The sequence below is a fragment of the Sphingobacterium sp. UBA1498 genome (assembly GCF_002325125.1).
In the GTDB taxonomy this organism is placed as follows: domain Bacteria; phylum Bacteroidota; class Bacteroidia; order Sphingobacteriales; family Sphingobacteriaceae; genus Sphingobacterium.
Genome location: NZ_DCRG01000032.1, coordinates 468,867 through 485,525, shown reverse-complemented (window position 1 = coordinate 485,525; position 16,659 = coordinate 468,867). Strand labels below are relative to the sequence as shown.

The window sequence follows — 16,659 nt, the reverse complement described above, 5'->3', positions numbered from 1 at the left end:
GATTAACTTTCGTTCTCAAAATAAACCTTATAGAAATTCATACCCTTATCCTCATCATAACCTTTTTCCAGATATTCACGTTTACCATGAACATAGATATGAAAATTCTTATCAAGCTTTAAAACAGACTTGTAAGAAGATTCCATTTTTTTTACGGCTTTGTCTGCTATTTCAAAATTTGCCTGAAACGGCGTGTCAAATTCATCCTCAAAACCAGCTTTAAAATCTTGGAATAAAGCAATTGCCCGTGGATTCCCTAACACTTCCTCCTCAAACTCTTCTTGTACAAATGTTTCCTTTTCCTTAAAATAGTTCATGGATTTATTTAACAGATCAATCTTGTCCGCTTTTTCCAATTCAAAAGTCTCATCCAATTTTTCCTCCACAAAATTCTTATAAACTTTCAGATAATTGCCGGTTTGATTAAAGTTATCATTGCGCACGCGCAGTTGAAGAAAATCATCTTTCCAGTAAACCGCTTCCTGCTGCCTATTCGTCTGGTCAAGCACCAATACCTTATATCCTTCTTCCTCTTCTACGTTGATAATAATACAGCCTTTATCCAGTTTATTAATATTAATTGCTTCTTGTTCATACTCCAACAGAAATGCACCTTGTTCTGGATATACTTTCAGATAAGTTTCCTTGTTCTCCGATTTGAATATACCGATGGCATCATGCTCTTCCCCTTCGATCTGAACGTTCTTCAACGCTACGACATACACCTCTCCTGCTTTAATTTTAGGATGATTGGAAACTTCATACAGGTGTTTTGAAATTTGTTGGGAAAAATCATGAAATGGAAGCTGATTCTTGAAATACTGTCTTACAAAATAGAAAATCTCATTCAGCTCTAATTCTTCATTGGGATGATACAGACGATATACCTCGTTCACCTTTGCAAAGGGACTCATAAAATATTGCATCAGTAGCCCAGGTAGCACTTCATCTTCCGCAAGAGAAACGGGGGCATCTGACAAAATATAAAATTCATCCTGGGCCTTATTGCCCACGCGATGAATAGATAACGCTTCAAAAGTTGCATCTTGGTGAAAAAACATATTTTTATCTTATAAATTATATAAATCTATTGCTATTTTAAAAGTCTGACAATGTGCATTGACAATATCTTTAATTTCGGGAGAATAGCCTCCTCCCATGCTTACCTGAATAGGGATGCGATTTTTATGGCATATCTCAAAGACCAGTTCGTCTCTGCGACGACAGGTGCTAATACTTAAATTTAACTTCCCTAGCTTATCTGTTTCTAAAATGTCTACCCCAGCTTGGTAGAAAACAAAGTCAGGCTCAAATTTCCTGAATATATCCGCTAAGTTATCTTCCAATAAACCAAGATATTCTGCATCCGAGATATCATCCGATAAACCTATATCTAGATGCGATCGCTGTTTGATAAAGGGATAATTTTTCTCGCCATGCATCGAAAATGTAAATACCTGCTGATGTCCTTTAAAAATATGCGCAGTACCATTACCTTGATGTACATCCAGATCAATGATCAGGATACGACTGGCATATTGCTGCTTCAGTAGGTACCCAGCTGCGGTTGCCTGATCATTTATCAAACAAAAGCCTTCACCAAAATCATAACCAGCATGATGGGTTCCTCCGGCAATATTAAATGCTACCCCATACGCCCGTGCATAGTTTGCACTTTGGATTGTCCCATCGAGAATATAGCGTTCCCTGTCAATAAGACTTTGGCTCAATGGAAAACCTATTCTACGGACCATTTTGGAATCCAGTGTAAGCTCAAATAACTGCCTTACATATACCGGATCATGCACCAGACAACAGGATTCAAAGCTCGCAAGTTCAGGACTGAAAAAATTAGACTCATCCGCTATCCCTTCATGTTTTAACTGTAGAGGAATGAGCTCATACTTCAACATCGGAAAACGATGCCCTTCTTTTAGGGGGTGTACAAATTCTGGACGAAAAGCTATCTTAAGCACCTTAAATCTTATATTACTCATGCGAATATAAGAAATCTAAATACATAACCCGTACCAATTTATTTCAACAATATCGATTGGATCTTTGGAGTTATATGAGAAAAAGGGCATCTTTGAGAAAGAACAACCGGCAAGCCAATGTTATTACACCATAACAGCATACTTGTACTCGATCATAAATTTTTATTATTGAAAATAAATGGAAACAACTAATTTGCCCCAATTGTCTGCCATGGAACAACGTGTGCTAGGCTCACTAATCGAAAAATCGAGAGTTACCCCTGAATATTACCCAATGACCATCAACAGCTTACAAGCTGCTTGTAATCAAAAAACTTCCCGTAAGCCAGTTGTACAGTATACAGAAGAGGATATTGTTGCTACGCTGGATGTATTGAAGAAAAAGGGCTTAATCGCTACTGTTATAGGTGGCGGGTCACGTGTCACGAAGTATAAACACAATTTTGCCATCCAGTTTCCACTCGTGCCTTCTGAATTATCCATTATTTGTTTATTGCTTCTTAGGGGACCAATGACCGCAGGTGAAATCAACTCAAACTCCGGAAGATTGTATGAATTTGAGTCATTGAGCGAAATCAATGCACAATTGGAAAAATTAGCCCAAGAAGGTTACATTAAATCTTTACCGAAACAGATGGGACATAAAGAAGTCCGTTATATTCATTTATTGGGAGAAATCAATCTTGAAGTTTACGAAACTAGCGGTACCGTGGGCAGCTCCCCAAATGACCAGGTCTTACTAGATCGAGTAGCTCAATTGGAGGAAGAAGTGGCAGCGTTGAAACAGAAGTTTCAGGATCTTTGGGATGAATTACATTAAATACCCATGTTGCAAACAATAGATTCAAAAAAAGAATTACCGAAAGCAACCTTGTGGCTTATGACCATCGCCACTGGTTTGGTTGTCGCCAACAATTATTACAATCAGCCCTTACTAGGATTGATTGCCAAAGACCTCCATGTTGATGAGGCTACGGTTAGCAATTCAGCTATGTTGACTCAGATCGGGTATGCATTTGGTCTCTTACTGATTGTTCCTTTAGGAGACATGTTTAAACGCAAAAAAATGATCTTGATCGACTTCGTTTTTATTATCTTTTCCTTAATAGGTATGGCTATTTCCACCTCAATTCTATCGATTTTAATATTCAGCTTTTTGATAGGTTTTACGTCCGTTATTCCTCAGGTTATTGTTCCTATGGCTGCGGAACTTGCGCAGAAAGAAAAGCAGGCTTCGGCCATAGGAATGGTCATGTCGGGTCTGCTGATCGGTATATTACTTTCGCGGGTTTTAAGCGGATTTATCGGGTCTTATTTCGGATGGCGTGAAATGTACTGTATCGCCGCAGTGATCATGATCGTTACGGCCATAGCCATAGCCATCAGGTTACCTGAAGTGATGCCTAATTTTAAAGGTACCTATAGCGAATTGATGCGTTCGGTCTGGGACTTTGCAAAGAAACAGCCCGTACTGCAATTAGCGGCATTCCGTGGAGCCATGGGCTTTGGCGCTTTTTCTGCATTCTTCACAACACTTGTGTTCCACCTTGCGGCCCCACCTTTCTTTGATGGCCCGGCAACCGCCGGAGCATTTGGCCTCGTAGGCGCATGCGGCGCACTAGCCGCTGCTTTCGTCAATAGACTGACTGTATACATGAGCAAAGCAAAAATTATCCTGTACGCTATTCTATTAATGTTGTTTAGCTGGTTGTTATTTGCCCTCTTTGGTAATTATCATTGGGGACTGATCTTCGGCGTTATTTTGATTGACCTTGGCCTACAATCCATGCACATCCTAAACCAAAGTGATTTCTATGCACTAAACCTTGGCGCCAATAACCGACTTAACACGGTATACATGGTCAGCTATTTTATTGGCGGATCAACAGGCACCTTTTTTGCTGCACAGGCATGGCAACACTTTCAATGGCCAGGCGTTATTTTCGTAGGTACATGCTATACGCTTTTGGCCCTGTTGGCTCATGTATTATTTGATTATAAATTAAGAAAAAACTGATATGAAATTCGGCCAAGTAGAACATCCTGAGGAAATCGACTTTACCCTTCCCCCAACTCCACCAGAAACATTAAACCTATTGCAGCATTTCAAAAATGACAAGCCTTTCGAGGTATATGTAGGTTGTGCAAAATGGAATAAACAGGATTTAAAGGGTTTTTACCCGAGAGGTACAAAAGATGAACTTGCGTATTACTCCACACAATTTAACAGCATCGAACTCAATGCTACATTCTACAATTCGCCTAGCATAGATCAGGTGGAGACCTGGAAACATAAAACACCTGCTAACTTCAAGTTCTTTCCAAAGATTCCACAATCTATCAGTCATTTCAGCCGATTGTTAAACACTGCTGATAAGGTGAAACTTTTTACAGACGCTATCGTTCATTTCGATGAAAAACTGGGTATGGCCTTTCTACAGATGCATGACAATTATAACCCAAAGGATATGGCCCGTTTAAAACTATTCTTACATGACTGGCCTACAGAAGTTCCTCTGGCATTGGAAGTGCGAAATAAAGAGTGGTTTTCAAAATCCGATGTCACAAAAGAACTATATGCTCTGTTGGAAGAGACCAATGTGACTAATATTCTGGTCGATACTGCAGGCCGACGAGATATGTTGCATATGCATCTAACCACGCCTACTGCTTTTATCCGTTATGTTGGTGCCAACCACGCGTCAGATTATGATAGACTGGATCAATGGATCGATGTGTTGAAGTTGTGGCGAGAAAATGGCCTACAAAAACTGTACTTCTTTATTCACCAAAACATTGAGGTGGAATCCCCCCTACTGGCGACACATTTTATCAAAAAACTGAACACAACATTAAACTTGGATCTGACTCATCCAAATAAAAATACCCCCAATACCTTGTTTTAATAAAGACAAAGCACGAGCGTAAATGAGTTGACAATCGAGAAAATCGTTGGAAAATTCATCACTACAAAAAAGCCGAAGTAGCATATACTTCGGCTTTAATATTTAAAAACAAGCTTTTGCTTACTTTTTAGCGTATTTAAAGTTTTTACCTATAAAACGGGCATTACCACCCAATTCTTCTTCGATACGCAACAATTGATTGTATTTAGCCATACGGTCAGAACGGGAAGCAGAACCTGTTTTGATCTGACCACAGTTTAATGCTACAGCTAAGTCAGCGATAGTAGCATCTTCCGTCTCTCCAGAACGGTGCGACATGACAGAAGTGTATCCAGAATTTTGTGCTAAAGTCACTGCGTTGATCGTTTCAGTCAATGAACCAATTTGGTTTACTTTTACCAAAATAGAGTTTGCAGTATGCGTATCTATACCTTGTTGAAGACGTTTTGTGTTTGTTACAAAAAGATCATCACCAACCAATTGAACATGGTCACCGATTTTGTCTGTCAATGTTTTCCATCCTGCCCAATCATCTTCAGCCATACCATCTTCAATAGAGATAATTGGGTATTTTGCTGTCAATTCTGCTAAATAGCTCGCTTGTTCTTCGCTCGAACGTACAGCACCTTTATCCCCTTCAAACTTGGCATAATCGTATTTACCGTCTTTGTAGAATTCAGAAGAAGCACAATCCAATGCTAAACAAATGTCTTGACCTGGTTTGTAACCAGCAATCTCAATCGCTTTGAGCACGGTTTCAATAGCATCTTCAGTACCTTCAAAAGTTGGTGCAAAACCACCTTCGTCACCTACAGCTGTTGAAAGACCTCTGTCATGCAATATTTTTTTCAACGTATGGAAAACCTCAGTACCCCAACGCAAAGCTTCAGAGAACGAAGGAGCACCAACAGGCATAATCATAAATTCCTGAAATGCGATAGGCGCGTCAGAGTGAGAACCACCATTGATAATATTCATCATCGGGATAGGCAACGTATTTGCATTTACACCACCAATATAACGGTATAATGGTTGGCGTGACTCTTGGGCTGCAGCCTTTGCCACCGCTAATGACACACCCAAAATAGCATTTGCACCCAAATTACCTTTATTTTCGCTACCGTCTAAATCAATCATGATTTTATCGATGGCATTTTGTTCGAAAACATCTACACCTTCTAAAGCTTTAGCAATTGTAGTATTTACATTCTCAACAGCTTTCAAAACACCTTTTCCCAAATATGTTGACTTGTCGCCATCGCGCAATTCAACTGCTTCGTGAACACCTGTTGAAGCACCTGAAGGTACAGCTGCACGACCAACAAAACCATTTTGTGTAGTAACATCTACTTCGATTGTAGGGTTACCGCGCGAATCCAAAATTTGACGCGCATGAACATCGATAATTAAACTCATCTCTTTATTAGACTATAATTTATTTTCATTACTTAGTGTAGATAAGACACACTCTCATCTACAGACATTTTTCACAACCAAATATAACAAAAAATGTATTTATTCCCCTATTTATTCTGAATAAAATGTGCGTATTCTGAATAATTGGTATGGTGGCTTCAATAAAAAACCCTTCAAAATATGAAGGGTTTTTATATAATATTATACGTTTTAGTTTTTGAACAGTGCTACAAAATCATCAAACAAATAACGTGAGTCATGAGGACCTGGTGATGATTCGGGGTGATATTGCACCGAGAATGCTTTTTGCCCTTTGATACGGATTCCCTCAATAGACTGATCGTTCAAATTAACATGTGTTACCTCAACGCAATCAGAATTTTCAATGTCTTCAGCTACAACCCCAAAACCATGGTTTTGCGACGTAATTTCACAACGATTAGCAATGATATTCTTCACTGGGTGATTGATCCCACGGTGCCCATTATGCAATTTACTGGTGCGGATACCATTTGCCAATGCGAGGATCTGATGACCTAAACAAATGCCGAACATTGGTTTATTCGCGTTCAAAATAGCTTTTACTGTCTCGATAGCGTAATCCATCGGAGCTGGATCACCAGGACCATTGGAAATAAAGTAGCCGTCAGGATTCCATTGTTCCATTTCTTCGAATGTCGTCTTCGCAGGAAATACCTTCGTATATACATCGCGAGCTTCAAAATTCCGCAAGATATTTTTCTTGATTCCCAAGTCCAAAACCGCTACTCGCAACGAAGCATTTTCATTACCGAAGAAATAAGGTTCTGCTGTCGTTACTTTTGAAGACAGCTCGAGTCCATCCATTGAAGGAACTTCCGCCAATTGACGCTTTAATGCTTCCACATCCAATGTTTCGGAAGAAATAATTGCATTCATTGCTCCTTTATCACGTATATGTCTTACCAAAGAACGCGTATCCACATCAGAAATACCAACTAAATTCCCCTCTTCAAAATAGCTTTGGATAGATTCATCAGCCATTTTACGACTATAGTTGATGTTGTAATTCTTACAAACTAATCCCGCAATCTGAATGTGATTTGATTCGGTATCGTCCTCATCAATACCATAGTTACCAATATGGGCATTGGTCGTTACCATGATTTGTCCAAAATAAGATGGATCTGTAAAAATCTCTTGATAACCGGTTGTCCCTGTGTTGAAACAGATTTCCCCAGTAGTCGTACCAATTTTACCAGCGGCTTTACCGTGATAAACTGTACCATCTTCTAAAACTAAAATTGCAGGCAATTTGCTGTAGTTGGTCATTATCGATGTAATATTATAAAATGTGTATCCTTACTTTTATGAATTTTAAAGCCTTCTTGATTGGATATAAAAAAAGCCCTCAAATGGGCTAAATATCAATTAACAATGCATCATCACGATTGACAAACCGTTTCCTAAGGCACCTACCAATAAAGTCTTTTCTTTAATTTTCACGGGAGACAAAGTTAAGACTTATCGCTTAAAAGTGAAAACATTTTTCATTTTTTTATTTCACCTTGATTCCAACTGCCAAAAACGAATAAAGTCTCTCAAAGTCAGCGCAGTCAACACCGGCACAATCAAGTAAATCAATGGATTTTCTAACCACGCCTCTTGCCACCGCAAGTGCAACAACGCAATAAAAGCATGCGTAAGGCCACAGCCCGGACAGTTATATCCACTTATCGCCTTCCACACACAGGGGATAAGAATGTGTATATCTGCCAAAAGGTGCAAGCCAATGGCGATCCCGAAATACCCGATGATCAGCGAGTATATCCAATGATGTTTTAGGTATTTCAGGAAAAACATAATCATTAATTGTTGATCGGACTTTTGATATAATTGCCGTCCGCATCCCTATATTTTCCGACAATAATCATAATCAAATCGATCAGATACCAAATACCACAGCCGCCCAAAGTGACCAACTGAATAACTGCCGTACCAATTTGTCCCAAATAAAACCGATGCGCACCAAATGGTCCCAAAAAGATACAAAACAACAGGGCCGGCAACCATCTATCGTCCTGAAACGTACTATTTTGTTGTTGAAAGGGCTGGTTAGCATAAAATATCGGCTGTCTTACACCGCAATACGGACAAACTTCGGCCTTGATCGTAATCAATTTACCACACTGCACGCAATACTTTTCTTCTTCTGTTTTCATTTAGATTTAGTTTGGCGACGGAATGGAAACTCTCCTCCCATCATGGATAAAATAATGGAGTTAAATTAGCAAAAAAACTTAAAAAAAATCTCTTTTTTTATTGCCTATGTAAATCAACATAAACAGTAAAGGCGCTTCGTATCTTGAAGCGCCCTTACTATTTATATTTTCGAATTTTAAGAGTTGATCGCTTTCCAGATCATATCTTTCAATGGCAATATATTCTTACCAGTCACCGAAGAAATGAAAATATAAGGAATATCTTCCGGTAGTTCCTGTTCCATCTCCTTCTCCAACTCTTCGTCGAGCATATCAGACTTGGTAATAGCCAACAGTTTCGGTTTATCGGCCAATTCAGGATTATAAGCGGTCAATTCATTTAAAAGAATGGCATACTCTTCACGGATCGTCCGGTCCGTATCAGCAGGGACCATAAACAACAACACTGAGTTCCGCTCAATATGTCGTAAAAAACGATAACCCAAGCCTTTCCCTTCAGAAGCCCCCTCAATAATTCCCGGAATATCAGCCATTACAAAGGAACGATTGTCCCGATAGCTCACCATACCCAAATTAGGTACGAGCGTCGTAAATGGATAGTTTGCGATTTCTGGCTTTGCAGCAGATACGACCGACAGTAACGTCGATTTACCCGCATTTGGGAATCCTACCAATCCAACGTCTGCAAGAACCTTCAGTTCCAGTATCATCCACTGCTCTTTACCAGGAAGGCCTGGTTGCGAAAACCGTGGTGTCTGTTGCGTAGGCGACTTAAAATGCCAGTTACCCAGACCACCTTTTCCACCCGGCACCAGTATCCTGGTTTCACCTTCCTCTGTAATATCAAATAACACCTCGCCAGTCTCCGCATCCTTTGCTATAGTACCCAGCGGAACCTCCAATATCTCATCGCGACCAGTTGCACCCGTGCGTAGCGAGCTGCCTCCAGATTCACCGTTTGATGCAATAATATGCTTACGATATTTTAAATGAAGTAACGTCCAGAGATTAGTCGTTCCTTTTAGGATAATATGCCCTCCACGACCGCCGTCACCACCATCAGGCCCGCCTGTAGCCGTGTGTTTATCACGGTGCAAATGAGCCGAACCTGCCCCACCATGTCCAGAACGACAACACACTTTCACATAATCAACAAAATTCGAACCTTGCGCCATTATAATTTATTACAGTCTAAAAAGTATTTACCTTAATTAATAATTATCGATGATATCGGTTAAGCTCTTAAAGATAGTCTCGATCTCGCCGATACCATTCACTTTAGAAAGCTTACCCTGAGCCTCATAATAAGGCAATACATGAATCGTCTTTGTGAAATATTCATCAATACGCTTCACTAATTTATCTGCGTCATCATCCGCACGTCCAGAAATCTCCCTCCGTTTGGCAATACGATCTTTCAATTCATCCTCATTTACATCCAGTGCGATTACGACTGAAATGGAGGTGTTGATACCTTCTAAAAAAGCATCCAAAGCCTCAGCCTGCGCAACAGTGCGAGGAAATCCATCGAAAATAAATCCTTTTGCATCCGGATTTTTCTTTACTTCCTCCTCCAGCATTGCTATTGTAATCGAATCTGGCACTAAATTCCCCTCAGCAATAATCTGGCTCACTTGTTGACCAAGCGGGGTTTGACCTTTAATATGTGCTCTAAAAATATCACCAGTAGAAATGTGCACCAATTGATATTTTTCAATAAGCATTGCAGATTGGGTTCCCTTACCTGCACCCGGAGGGCCAAATATTACAAGGTTTAGCATAGTTTTATTTAAGAAATTAAAACGAGTTAAAAAATAAAAGCCTAATCACAGATGATGACTAGGCTTTTCAGTCGTGCGCTCCAAGGGAGTCGAACCCCTAACCTTCTGATCCGTAGTCAGATGCTCTATCCAATTGAGCTAGGAGCGCAATAAACCAATACGTTTAGAACTCTGTCCCATTTGTTTTGGTGATGCAAATATAGTCAGAATTCGTTTTTTTTACAAATTTTTTTTCAAAAAGAAGTCTATCGCCTTCCTTTGACAGCTGGTAAGCAGCTTCCAAAATAAAAGCCAATCAAATTGACTGGCTTCATTACGTGCACTCCAAGGGAGTCGAACCCCTAACCTTCTGATCCGTAGTCAGACGCTCTATCCAATTGAGCTAGGAATGCCTTTTTTTTATCGTACAGAATCTGTATCGTGCGCTCCAAGGGAGTCGAACCCCTAACCTTCTGATCCGTAGTCAGATGCTCTATCCAATTGAGCTAGGAGCGCTAGGCAAAGAAAATAAAATAGTATTCATTTCCGTTTTGGTGATGCAAATATCGTTATATTTATCAATTTAACAAACATTTTTTCTCTTTTTTCAACTTTACACAACAACATTTCTTTTATCTCGTTGATAATATTATATTTAAAATATCAACTTTTTTTTTCAGACACGGACAAATGCTATTATTCATGAACAAAAGAGAATTAAAGCGCAGTAAAATACGCATTGGAGATATTAGTATCTCCTATTACATCAGACCGAGCATCTTAGCCCCTTCCCCCAAAACCATTATATTTATCCATGGTTTCCCGTTTAATAAAAACACCTGGAAACAACAGCTTCAAGATTTGGATGAAGACTATACGGGTATAGCAATTGATGTTCGAGGACATGGCCTCAGTACCAACGGTCATGGTTTTTTCTCCATTGATGTCTTTGCCAAAGATCTAGTAGAATTTATTCGCAAACTCGACCTCAACCACGTCATCCTGTGCGGCATTTCCATGGGAGGCTACATCGCACTGCGAACCTACGAATTGATCGGGCAACAGCTTAGAGGGCTTATTCTATGCGACACTAATTCCCTTGCTGATGACAACAAAGCCAAGCAAAAAAGATTTGATTCTATCCAGGCTTTACTAAAATATGGCAGACGGCCTTTTGCCATTGGTTTTATAGGCAATGTATTTCACGACAAAACAATCCGCGAAAATGCCGAAGCTGTTGAACTGATCAAAAGCTGTATACGGAGAAATGAAGTCGCCAGCATCTGCGCGACACAGCTCGCTCTCGCATCCCGGACAGACACAAGCCATTCACTAAAAACAATTATTATCCCAACATTGGTTATAAAAGGAAAACACGACAAGCTGATGAGTGAGGAACAGACCAATATACTCATCGAAAATATCCCCGATGTCCGCTATGTGGAATTTGACGAATCTGGTCACTTGCCCAATCTTGAGGAACCCGAAAAATTCAATATGGTATTAAATGATTTTCTGCGAAGCATTCCGCTAGTCTCATCCTAGGACGGCATACAGGGAATACTCGTCAAACAATAAAAAAGCCACTTCAGTGGCTTTTATTTCTTTTTTTCATTAAGATTTCGCTCTACGATACTAGAACGAAAAATCGTCTTTGGAACGCGCTCCCGCTTCTTCAGCGTATGCATCGTCAAAGTTAGGCTCATAACGTTTCTCGATTACCTCCTGGTTAGATTTGATGTAGTTCACCACATCCGTCAAACCTTCTGCGAACTTTTCAAAATCTTCTTTGTACAAGAAAATCTTATGCTTAATAAACTGGCCATCCTCAAAGCGCTTCTTGCTTTCTGTGATAGTAATGTAGTAATCGTTCGATCGAGTTGCTTTTACATCAAAAAAATAAGTACGCTTACCTGCTCTCACCTTTTTTGAAAAAACTTCTTCACGTTCTTTGTTTTCAAAATCTCCCATTGGTTGTTATTTAAGTTTAAAGTAATCTTAATCTTTGATAAATATATAATAATTCATTTTAATCCACCAAATAATATTAAAAAAAAACACAATAACGCGTAAAAATGGCAGCCCACTCCTTTTTATAACAGGGAGAAAAATTGAACAGCGAGATTTTTTACCGACGAAATCATTACATTTACCGAAAATATAAGTTGTATTACCTAAAGCAAATGTGTAGAATATATTGGTGACGCTATCTTTGAGTCATAAATAGTAAAAACATTATGGAAAAAGAACCCATCATACCAAACAGCAATAATAGCCGCAATATTGTAGGAGCGATTGTAATTATCGTAGGTATATTCTTATTACTGAACAACCTAAATCTAGGAAGCTGGTTTCCAGATTGGTTATTTGGTTGGCAAACGATATTAATTATTATTGGATTAGTCATTGGCATAAATTCCCAATTTCAGAAAAAATCGGCGATTATTCTATTGATCATCGGTGGAGCAAGCCTCATCTCGAGAATGATGCGTACCGACTTTGGTTCGGTAACCGTTCCTATCATTATCATTTCTCTTGGGATTTACTTTATTATGAGTAAAAGGAAACCTCCGATGGTTCCACCCACTTACCCCAATCCGCCTCAAGGATCTTACGACTGGGACAAGCGAGTAACTGTGCCGACCGAAGGGATTACAGACGTTAGCCTTGCTGACCAGGAATCAAGACCATTTAATGAGCAATACGATCCAAGCCAACAAGCCTCGCCTAATCAGCAGGCTTTTGGCGACAAAGGAAAAGATCCTTTTCAACAGTCATTTGAGGATAACCTCAATCTGAATACAATCTTTGCGGGACAAAAGAAAGTAATTTACTCTAAAAATTTTAGAGGAGGTAATTTGACCAATGTATTTGGAAGTATAGAACTGGATTTAACAAAAGCTGACATCCAACAGCCGATTGTGATCGATACGTTTCAATTGTTTGGTAGCGCACGCATTATAATCCCTCCGCATTGGACGGTGTTCAGTAACGTGGCTTCCATCTTAGGATCTGTCGATGACCGCCGATTCCAAACGATCTATAACCCCGATACGGATAAAAAAATCTATATTACAGGCACCTGTATTCTAGGTAATTTAACCATAAAAAATGCTTAATAAATGAAAAACAAGCTGTTCCTCAGTGTTAAAAGTCGTTTAATTGGCATTATATGTATATCCGTATTTATCGGATATCTCGCGTTACAATACTTATTGATGCTTCGTTCTGGCTTTGACCAACAACTCGCATTCAAAGATTCCTTTATCAATAGTGTAGTCATGATGTTCTGCTGTTATGGCATGTCATCTGCACTAAACTTCTATACCCCACAACCAAGAGAAATATGGAAAGTACTGATTATCGGATTAATCATGGGCGGAATAAGCATCGGATTAAGCCGATTCTTAATGAGTTATTTTATTCAATCTAACTTCACCCCTCTCCTGGATTTAACTTTACCGTATCGCGGCATTGTTAATTTCCTCATTTTAACATCGGTTGCCATTATCAACATCGTTTGGAATATTCAAGAAGACAATATCAATAATATCAAACGAAAACAAGAGTCCGAAAATCTGCTTCGGGAAGCCGAATTATACAATCTCAGGCAACAATTGCAACCACACTTTCTATTTAATAGCCTCAATTCCATTATAGCGCTTATTGGTGCAAATCCCGACGAAGCCCGTAATATGACATTCCAGCTCTCGGATTTTCTGAGAGGGACGTTAAGGAAGGAAAATAACCAAATCATCACACTCGAAGAAGAACTTGACCATCTACAGCTTTATCTCGATATCGAGAAAGTACGTTTTGGTCATAGACTAAATACATCCATTTCTTCGTCAGAAGAAATTTTTAACAACAGACTACCCGCAATGATCATCCAACCCCTTGTAGAGAACGCTATTAAGCATGGACTCTACAACGTGAGGGATCAGGTCGAAATAAAAATAAAATGCCAGTCAAATGAAGGTCAATTATGGATTCAAATCACCAATCCTTTCGACACTGAAGAACAATCAAAACCAAAAAAAGGCACCGGGTTTGGACTCTCGAGCATTCAACGTCGATTGTATCTCCTCTATGGAAGAAATGACCTGCTGGAAACGCAAATACTAGACAATATATTTATCAGTACCCTAAAAATACCTCAATATGATTAAAGTCGTTATTATCGATGATGAACCCTTGGCACGCTCCATTATTGCCGGTTATTTAAAAAACGAGACCGATGTAACTGTCGTTGCCGAATGTGGAGATGGTTTTGAAGGCGTTAAGGCTATTCATACCCATGAACCTGACTTAATTTTTCTGGATGTTCAGATGCCCAAATTAACAGGGTTTGAAATGCTTGAACTCATAGACAGTCCGCCAGCTGTTATCTTTACGACCGCTTTTGATGAATACGCTTTAAAAGCTTTTGAAAAAAATGCATTAGATTACCTGTTAAAACCAGTATCACCTGCGCGTTTCAAAAAAGCATTAGAAAAATTTAGGACAAACTTCTCGGCTCCAGAAAAAAAAGTACAGCCCAACTATGAGGTACTTACAGCCCAAGACGAAACAAAAATTGACCGTATTGTTGTCAAAACAGGTACACAGATCAAGATTATTCCAATTGATACAGTCAAATATCTCGAATCTTACGATGACTATGTTAAAATTCATACTAAAGACGGTATGTACCTTAAAAATAAAACCATGGCATTTTTTGAAAAAGCGTTGGATTCAAATCAATTTGTGCGTATCCATCGTTCTTTTATCATTAAAGTCGATCAATTAGCCAAACTAGAACCTTATGAAAAGGATTCTTACATTGCAGCACTAGTATCAGGCGAAAAGCTCAACATCAGTAAATCAGGCTATGCGCGATTAAAACAATTGATTGGAATTTAAACATTCCGTAGATTTGTGCCCATCAATAGTTATGAAAAATTTTATTACACTCATATTGCTGGGCATCTCATCGTACTCTTTCGCCCAAACAAGTTCCGAAGAACAGATCAACAGAGGAGTATATAATAAGCTGGAGTTTTTTATCAATTCGCAGATGACTGACTCAGCCTATAATTTGGCTAGCGATTCATTCAAACAACAATTTAATCTTTCTCGATTCACGCAGGTACTCGAAAATCTATACCCATTAGGAAGAGTAAAAAGCTCAACACGAAAAGGATTTGAAAAAGGGATCGCAACTTATCAGATGGATTTCGATAGCAAATCTTACGATGTCCTGTTCGCAACAGATCCGACCCTAAAATTCCATACGCTAAAGTTTACTCCTTCGACTACAACACCACAAGTCGAAGAAACGATCATGGTGCCTGCCACACAAAAATCGGTAGATAACGACGACCTGTTTATTGATTCTGTTGCGCACGCTTACCTCAAACAACAAAATACACAATCCCTTGCCATTGGTATTATAAAGAATGGACAAACCAAAACTTATTTTTATGGCGAGACGGCCAAAGGAAACCAGACTCCGCCCACAAAAACGTCTATTTATGAAATTGGCTCGTTGAGTAAAGTTTTTACCGCTATCCTTTTGTCAAATCTTGTCGAAGAAGGAACAGTCACTTTAGATCAACCTATAGCCCTATTCCTTCCTGACTCACTCAAAAAAAATGAAGAGCTTTCAAAAATAACATTTCAAATGTTGGCTAATCATACCTCCGGCTTACCGAGGCTTCCAGATAATTTTGACAAAGTAAACGGTTTCAACGAGAACGATCCTTACAAAACGTATGACAAAAAAGCACTTTACAACTATCTTTCAGGATTTAAAAACAAGAAAAATCCGGGCGAAGAGTATGAGTACAGCAATCTAGGTTATGCTGTTCTCGGGGATATCATATGCAGTCTTTATAAAAAAAGTTACGATCAGCTTGTAAGGGATATCATTTGTAAACCACTTGAAATGAACAATACTTTTCAAGTATTAGAACCTAAAAGGAAAGATACTTTTAAAGTATACAACAAAGAGGGTCACGAAGCATTACCTTGGTCATTTGACGTATTTGCCCCAGCTGGTGCACTAAAATCCACGCTCGAGGATCTACTGAAATTTGCGAACGCGCAATTCAAGATGCCGCAGACTCCACTCGAAAATGCCATGGCAAATACCAGATTATTTACATTTTTTCTACCACCCGACACAGACCTCGGCCTGGCATGGCATATGAATTTGATTGACAACCTTACGGTCTTCTGGCACAACGGCGCAACGGCCGGAAGTAGCTCGTATCTCGCCTTATCCCCAGATAAAAAAAGTGGAGTGGTCATGCTGTCAAATTCAGCTATCTCTACCGATGATCAGGGTAAAACTATTTTAAATTATCTCCTCCATCAGAATTAAAGATTAAAACATCAC

Annotated in this window: 18 protein-coding genes and 3 tRNA genes; 9 read left to right on the top strand and 12 right to left on the bottom strand. The window is 39.2% G+C overall.

Annotation, left to right across the window (positions count from 1 at the left end; genetic code table 11):
- Window positions 1-2: 2 nt before the first annotated feature.
- Together B3139_RS18900 and B3139_RS18895 are read right to left on the bottom strand one after the other, a co-directional pair.
- The gene (locus B3139_RS18900) at window positions 3-1,061 is read right to left on the bottom strand and encodes a nucleoid-associated protein (RefSeq protein ID WP_209574746.1); all 1,059 of its coding nucleotides are present in this window, start codon (window positions 1,059-1,061) and stop codon (window positions 3-5) included.
- Window positions 1,062-1,070: 9 nt separating this feature from the next.
- Entirely contained in the window at window positions 1,071-1,997 is a 927-nt protein-coding gene (locus B3139_RS18895; RefSeq protein ID WP_293885056.1) for a histone deacetylase family protein, read from the bottom strand.
- 178 nt (window positions 1,998-2,175) lie between these two features.
- Here B3139_RS18895 and B3139_RS18890 point away from each other — a divergent pair, with 178 nt between their 5' ends.
- Genes B3139_RS18890 through B3139_RS18880 form a run of 3 tightly spaced genes read left to right on the top strand, consistent with a single transcriptional unit; the run spans window position 2,176 to window position 4,903 of the window.
- Window positions 2,176-2,817 (top strand): YceH family protein, encoded by a 642-nt coding sequence (locus tag B3139_RS18890; RefSeq protein WP_209574748.1) that lies wholly within the window; start codon window positions 2,176-2,178, stop codon window positions 2,815-2,817.
- 6 nt (window positions 2,818-2,823) lie between these two features.
- Entirely contained in the window at window positions 2,824-4,014 is a 1,191-nt protein-coding gene (locus B3139_RS18885; RefSeq protein ID WP_293885055.1) for an MFS transporter, read from the top strand.
- Between the two features lies 1 nt (window position 4,015).
- A complete protein-coding gene (locus tag B3139_RS18880; protein ID WP_209574753.1) occupies window positions 4,016-4,903 on the top strand; it encodes a DUF72 domain-containing protein in 888 nt (295 codons plus the stop codon).
- A 120-nt stretch (window positions 4,904-5,023) separates the two neighbouring features.
- Here B3139_RS18880 and eno read toward each other — a convergent pair whose 3' ends face one another.
- The 3 genes from eno to B3139_RS21585 form a co-directional block, all read right to left on the bottom strand.
- Entirely contained in the window at window positions 5,024-6,319 is a 1,296-nt protein-coding gene (eno, locus tag B3139_RS18875; protein ID WP_209574756.1) for a phosphopyruvate hydratase, read from the bottom strand.
- 210 nt (window positions 6,320-6,529) lie between these two features.
- The gene (carA, locus tag B3139_RS18870; protein WP_293885054.1) at window positions 6,530-7,630 is read right to left on the bottom strand and encodes a glutamine-hydrolyzing carbamoyl-phosphate synthase small subunit; all 1,101 of its coding nucleotides are present in this window, start codon (window positions 7,628-7,630) and stop codon (window positions 6,530-6,532) included.
- Between the two features lie 231 nt (window positions 7,631-7,861).
- Complete coding sequence (locus B3139_RS21585) at window positions 7,862-8,047, bottom strand: DUF2752 domain-containing protein (RefSeq protein ID WP_409050303.1); 186 nt, start codon at window positions 8,045-8,047, stop codon at window positions 7,862-7,864.
- On the opposite strand from B3139_RS21585, the gene B3139_RS18865 reads away from it, so the two are divergent.
- Complete coding sequence (locus B3139_RS18865; RefSeq protein WP_293885053.1) at window positions 7,997-8,143, top strand: hypothetical protein; 147 nt, start codon at window positions 7,997-7,999, stop codon at window positions 8,141-8,143. The genes B3139_RS21585 and B3139_RS18865 overlap by 51 nt on opposite strands.
- Before the next feature lie 23 nt (window positions 8,144-8,166).
- On the opposite strand, the gene B3139_RS18860 is transcribed toward B3139_RS18865, so the two are convergent.
- The 6 genes from B3139_RS18860 to B3139_RS18835 all read right to left on the bottom strand — a co-directional run bounded on the left by B3139_RS18860 (window position 8,167) and on the right by B3139_RS18835 (window position 10,796).
- A complete protein-coding gene (locus B3139_RS18860; RefSeq protein WP_209575131.1) occupies window positions 8,167-8,520 on the bottom strand; it encodes a TM2 domain-containing protein in 354 nt (117 codons plus the stop codon).
- A 176-nt stretch (window positions 8,521-8,696) separates the two neighbouring features.
- Window positions 8,697-9,695: a GTPase ObgE gene (gene obgE / locus B3139_RS18855; protein WP_209574762.1), complete on the bottom strand. Its 999-nt coding sequence runs from the start codon at window positions 9,693-9,695 to the stop codon at window positions 8,697-8,699.
- A 36-nt stretch (window positions 9,696-9,731) separates the two neighbouring features.
- Complete coding sequence (locus tag B3139_RS18850; protein WP_209574764.1) at window positions 9,732-10,301, bottom strand: adenylate kinase; 570 nt, start codon at window positions 10,299-10,301, stop codon at window positions 9,732-9,734.
- Between the two features lie 74 nt (window positions 10,302-10,375).
- A tRNA-Arg gene (locus B3139_RS18845) sits at window positions 10,376-10,449 on the bottom strand.
- Window positions 10,450-10,619: 170 nt separating this feature from the next.
- Window positions 10,620-10,693, bottom strand: a tRNA-Arg gene (locus B3139_RS18840).
- 29 nt (window positions 10,694-10,722) lie between these two features.
- Window positions 10,723-10,796 (bottom strand) — tRNA-Arg (locus tag B3139_RS18835).
- A 186-nt stretch (window positions 10,797-10,982) separates the two neighbouring features.
- On the opposite strand from B3139_RS18835, the gene B3139_RS18830 reads away from it, so the two are divergent.
- Window positions 10,983-11,825, top strand: coding sequence for an alpha/beta fold hydrolase (locus B3139_RS18830; protein ID WP_209574766.1), 843 nt, complete (start codon window positions 10,983-10,985; stop codon window positions 11,823-11,825).
- Window positions 11,826-11,915: 90 nt separating this feature from the next.
- On the opposite strand, the gene B3139_RS18825 is transcribed toward B3139_RS18830, so the two are convergent.
- Window positions 11,916-12,251 (bottom strand): DUF3276 family protein, encoded by a 336-nt coding sequence (locus tag B3139_RS18825; protein WP_209574768.1) that lies wholly within the window; start codon window positions 12,249-12,251, stop codon window positions 11,916-11,918.
- A gap of 266 nt (window positions 12,252-12,517) precedes the next feature.
- On the opposite strand from B3139_RS18825, the gene B3139_RS18820 reads away from it, so the two are divergent.
- From B3139_RS18820 to B3139_RS18805, 4 genes are read left to right on the top strand one after another with little or no spacing between them, the layout of a single operon-like run.
- Window positions 12,518-13,399 carry a LiaF transmembrane domain-containing protein gene (locus B3139_RS18820; protein WP_293885052.1) on the top strand — a complete coding sequence of 294 codons (882 nt, stop codon included), beginning with the start codon at window positions 12,518-12,520 and terminating at the stop codon, window positions 13,397-13,399.
- 3 nt (window positions 13,400-13,402) lie between these two features.
- Window positions 13,403-14,449, top strand: a complete 1,047-nt coding sequence (locus B3139_RS18815) for a sensor histidine kinase (protein ID WP_209574770.1) — start codon at window positions 13,403-13,405, stop codon at window positions 14,447-14,449.
- Window positions 14,442-15,182 carry a LytR/AlgR family response regulator transcription factor gene (locus B3139_RS18810; protein WP_209574772.1) on the top strand — a complete coding sequence of 247 codons (741 nt, stop codon included), beginning with the start codon at window positions 14,442-14,444 and terminating at the stop codon, window positions 15,180-15,182. The genes B3139_RS18815 and B3139_RS18810 overlap by 8 nt, the downstream gene beginning before the upstream one ends.
- Window positions 15,183-15,213: 31 nt before the next feature.
- Window positions 15,214-16,644, top strand: a complete 1,431-nt coding sequence (locus tag B3139_RS18805) for a serine hydrolase domain-containing protein (protein ID WP_293885051.1) — start codon at window positions 15,214-15,216, stop codon at window positions 16,642-16,644.
- The last annotated feature ends 15 nt before the right edge of the window (window positions 16,645-16,659 follow it).

Excerpts from the sequence above, each read along its gene's own strand:
- B3139_RS18900 (WP_209574746.1), bottom strand. The coding sequence starts at position 1,061 with ATGTTTTTTCACCAAGATGCAACTTTTGAAGCGTTATCTATTCATCGC.
- B3139_RS18895 (WP_293885056.1), bottom strand. The coding sequence starts at position 1,997 with ATGAGTAATATAAGATTTAAGGTGCTTAAGATAGCTTTTCGTCCAGAA.
- B3139_RS18890 (WP_209574748.1), top strand. The coding sequence starts at position 2,176 with ATGGAAACAACTAATTTGCCCCAATTGTCTGCCATGGAACAACGTGTG.
- B3139_RS18885 (WP_293885055.1), top strand. The coding sequence starts at position 2,824 with ATGTTGCAAACAATAGATTCAAAAAAAGAATTACCGAAAGCAACCTTG.
- B3139_RS18880 (WP_209574753.1), top strand. The coding sequence starts at position 4,016 with ATGAAATTCGGCCAAGTAGAACATCCTGAGGAAATCGACTTTACCCTT.
- eno (WP_209574756.1), bottom strand. The coding sequence starts at position 6,319 with ATGAGTTTAATTATCGATGTTCATGCGCGTCAAATTTTGGATTCGCGC.
- carA (WP_293885054.1), bottom strand. The coding sequence starts at position 7,630 with ATGACCAACTACAGCAAATTGCCTGCAATTTTAGTTTTAGAAGATGGT.
- B3139_RS18865 (WP_293885053.1), top strand. The coding sequence starts at position 7,997 with ATGCGTAAGGCCACAGCCCGGACAGTTATATCCACTTATCGCCTTCCA.
- B3139_RS18860 (WP_209575131.1), bottom strand. The coding sequence starts at position 8,520 with ATGAAAACAGAAGAAGAAAAGTATTGCGTGCAGTGTGGTAAATTGATT.
- obgE (WP_209574762.1), bottom strand. The coding sequence starts at position 9,695 with ATGGCGCAAGGTTCGAATTTTGTTGATTATGTGAAAGTGTGTTGTCGT.
- B3139_RS18850 (WP_209574764.1), bottom strand. The coding sequence starts at position 10,301 with ATGCTAAACCTTGTAATATTTGGCCCTCCGGGTGCAGGTAAGGGAACC.
- B3139_RS18830 (WP_209574766.1), top strand. The coding sequence starts at position 10,983 with ATGAACAAAAGAGAATTAAAGCGCAGTAAAATACGCATTGGAGATATT.
- B3139_RS18825 (WP_209574768.1), bottom strand. The coding sequence starts at position 12,251 with ATGGGAGATTTTGAAAACAAAGAACGTGAAGAAGTTTTTTCAAAAAAG.
- B3139_RS18820 (WP_293885052.1), top strand. The coding sequence starts at position 12,518 with ATGGAAAAAGAACCCATCATACCAAACAGCAATAATAGCCGCAATATT.
- B3139_RS18815 (WP_209574770.1), top strand. The coding sequence starts at position 13,403 with ATGAAAAACAAGCTGTTCCTCAGTGTTAAAAGTCGTTTAATTGGCATT.
- B3139_RS18810 (WP_209574772.1), top strand. The coding sequence starts at position 14,442 with ATGATTAAAGTCGTTATTATCGATGATGAACCCTTGGCACGCTCCATT.
- B3139_RS18805 (WP_293885051.1), top strand. The coding sequence starts at position 15,214 with ATGAAAAATTTTATTACACTCATATTGCTGGGCATCTCATCGTACTCT.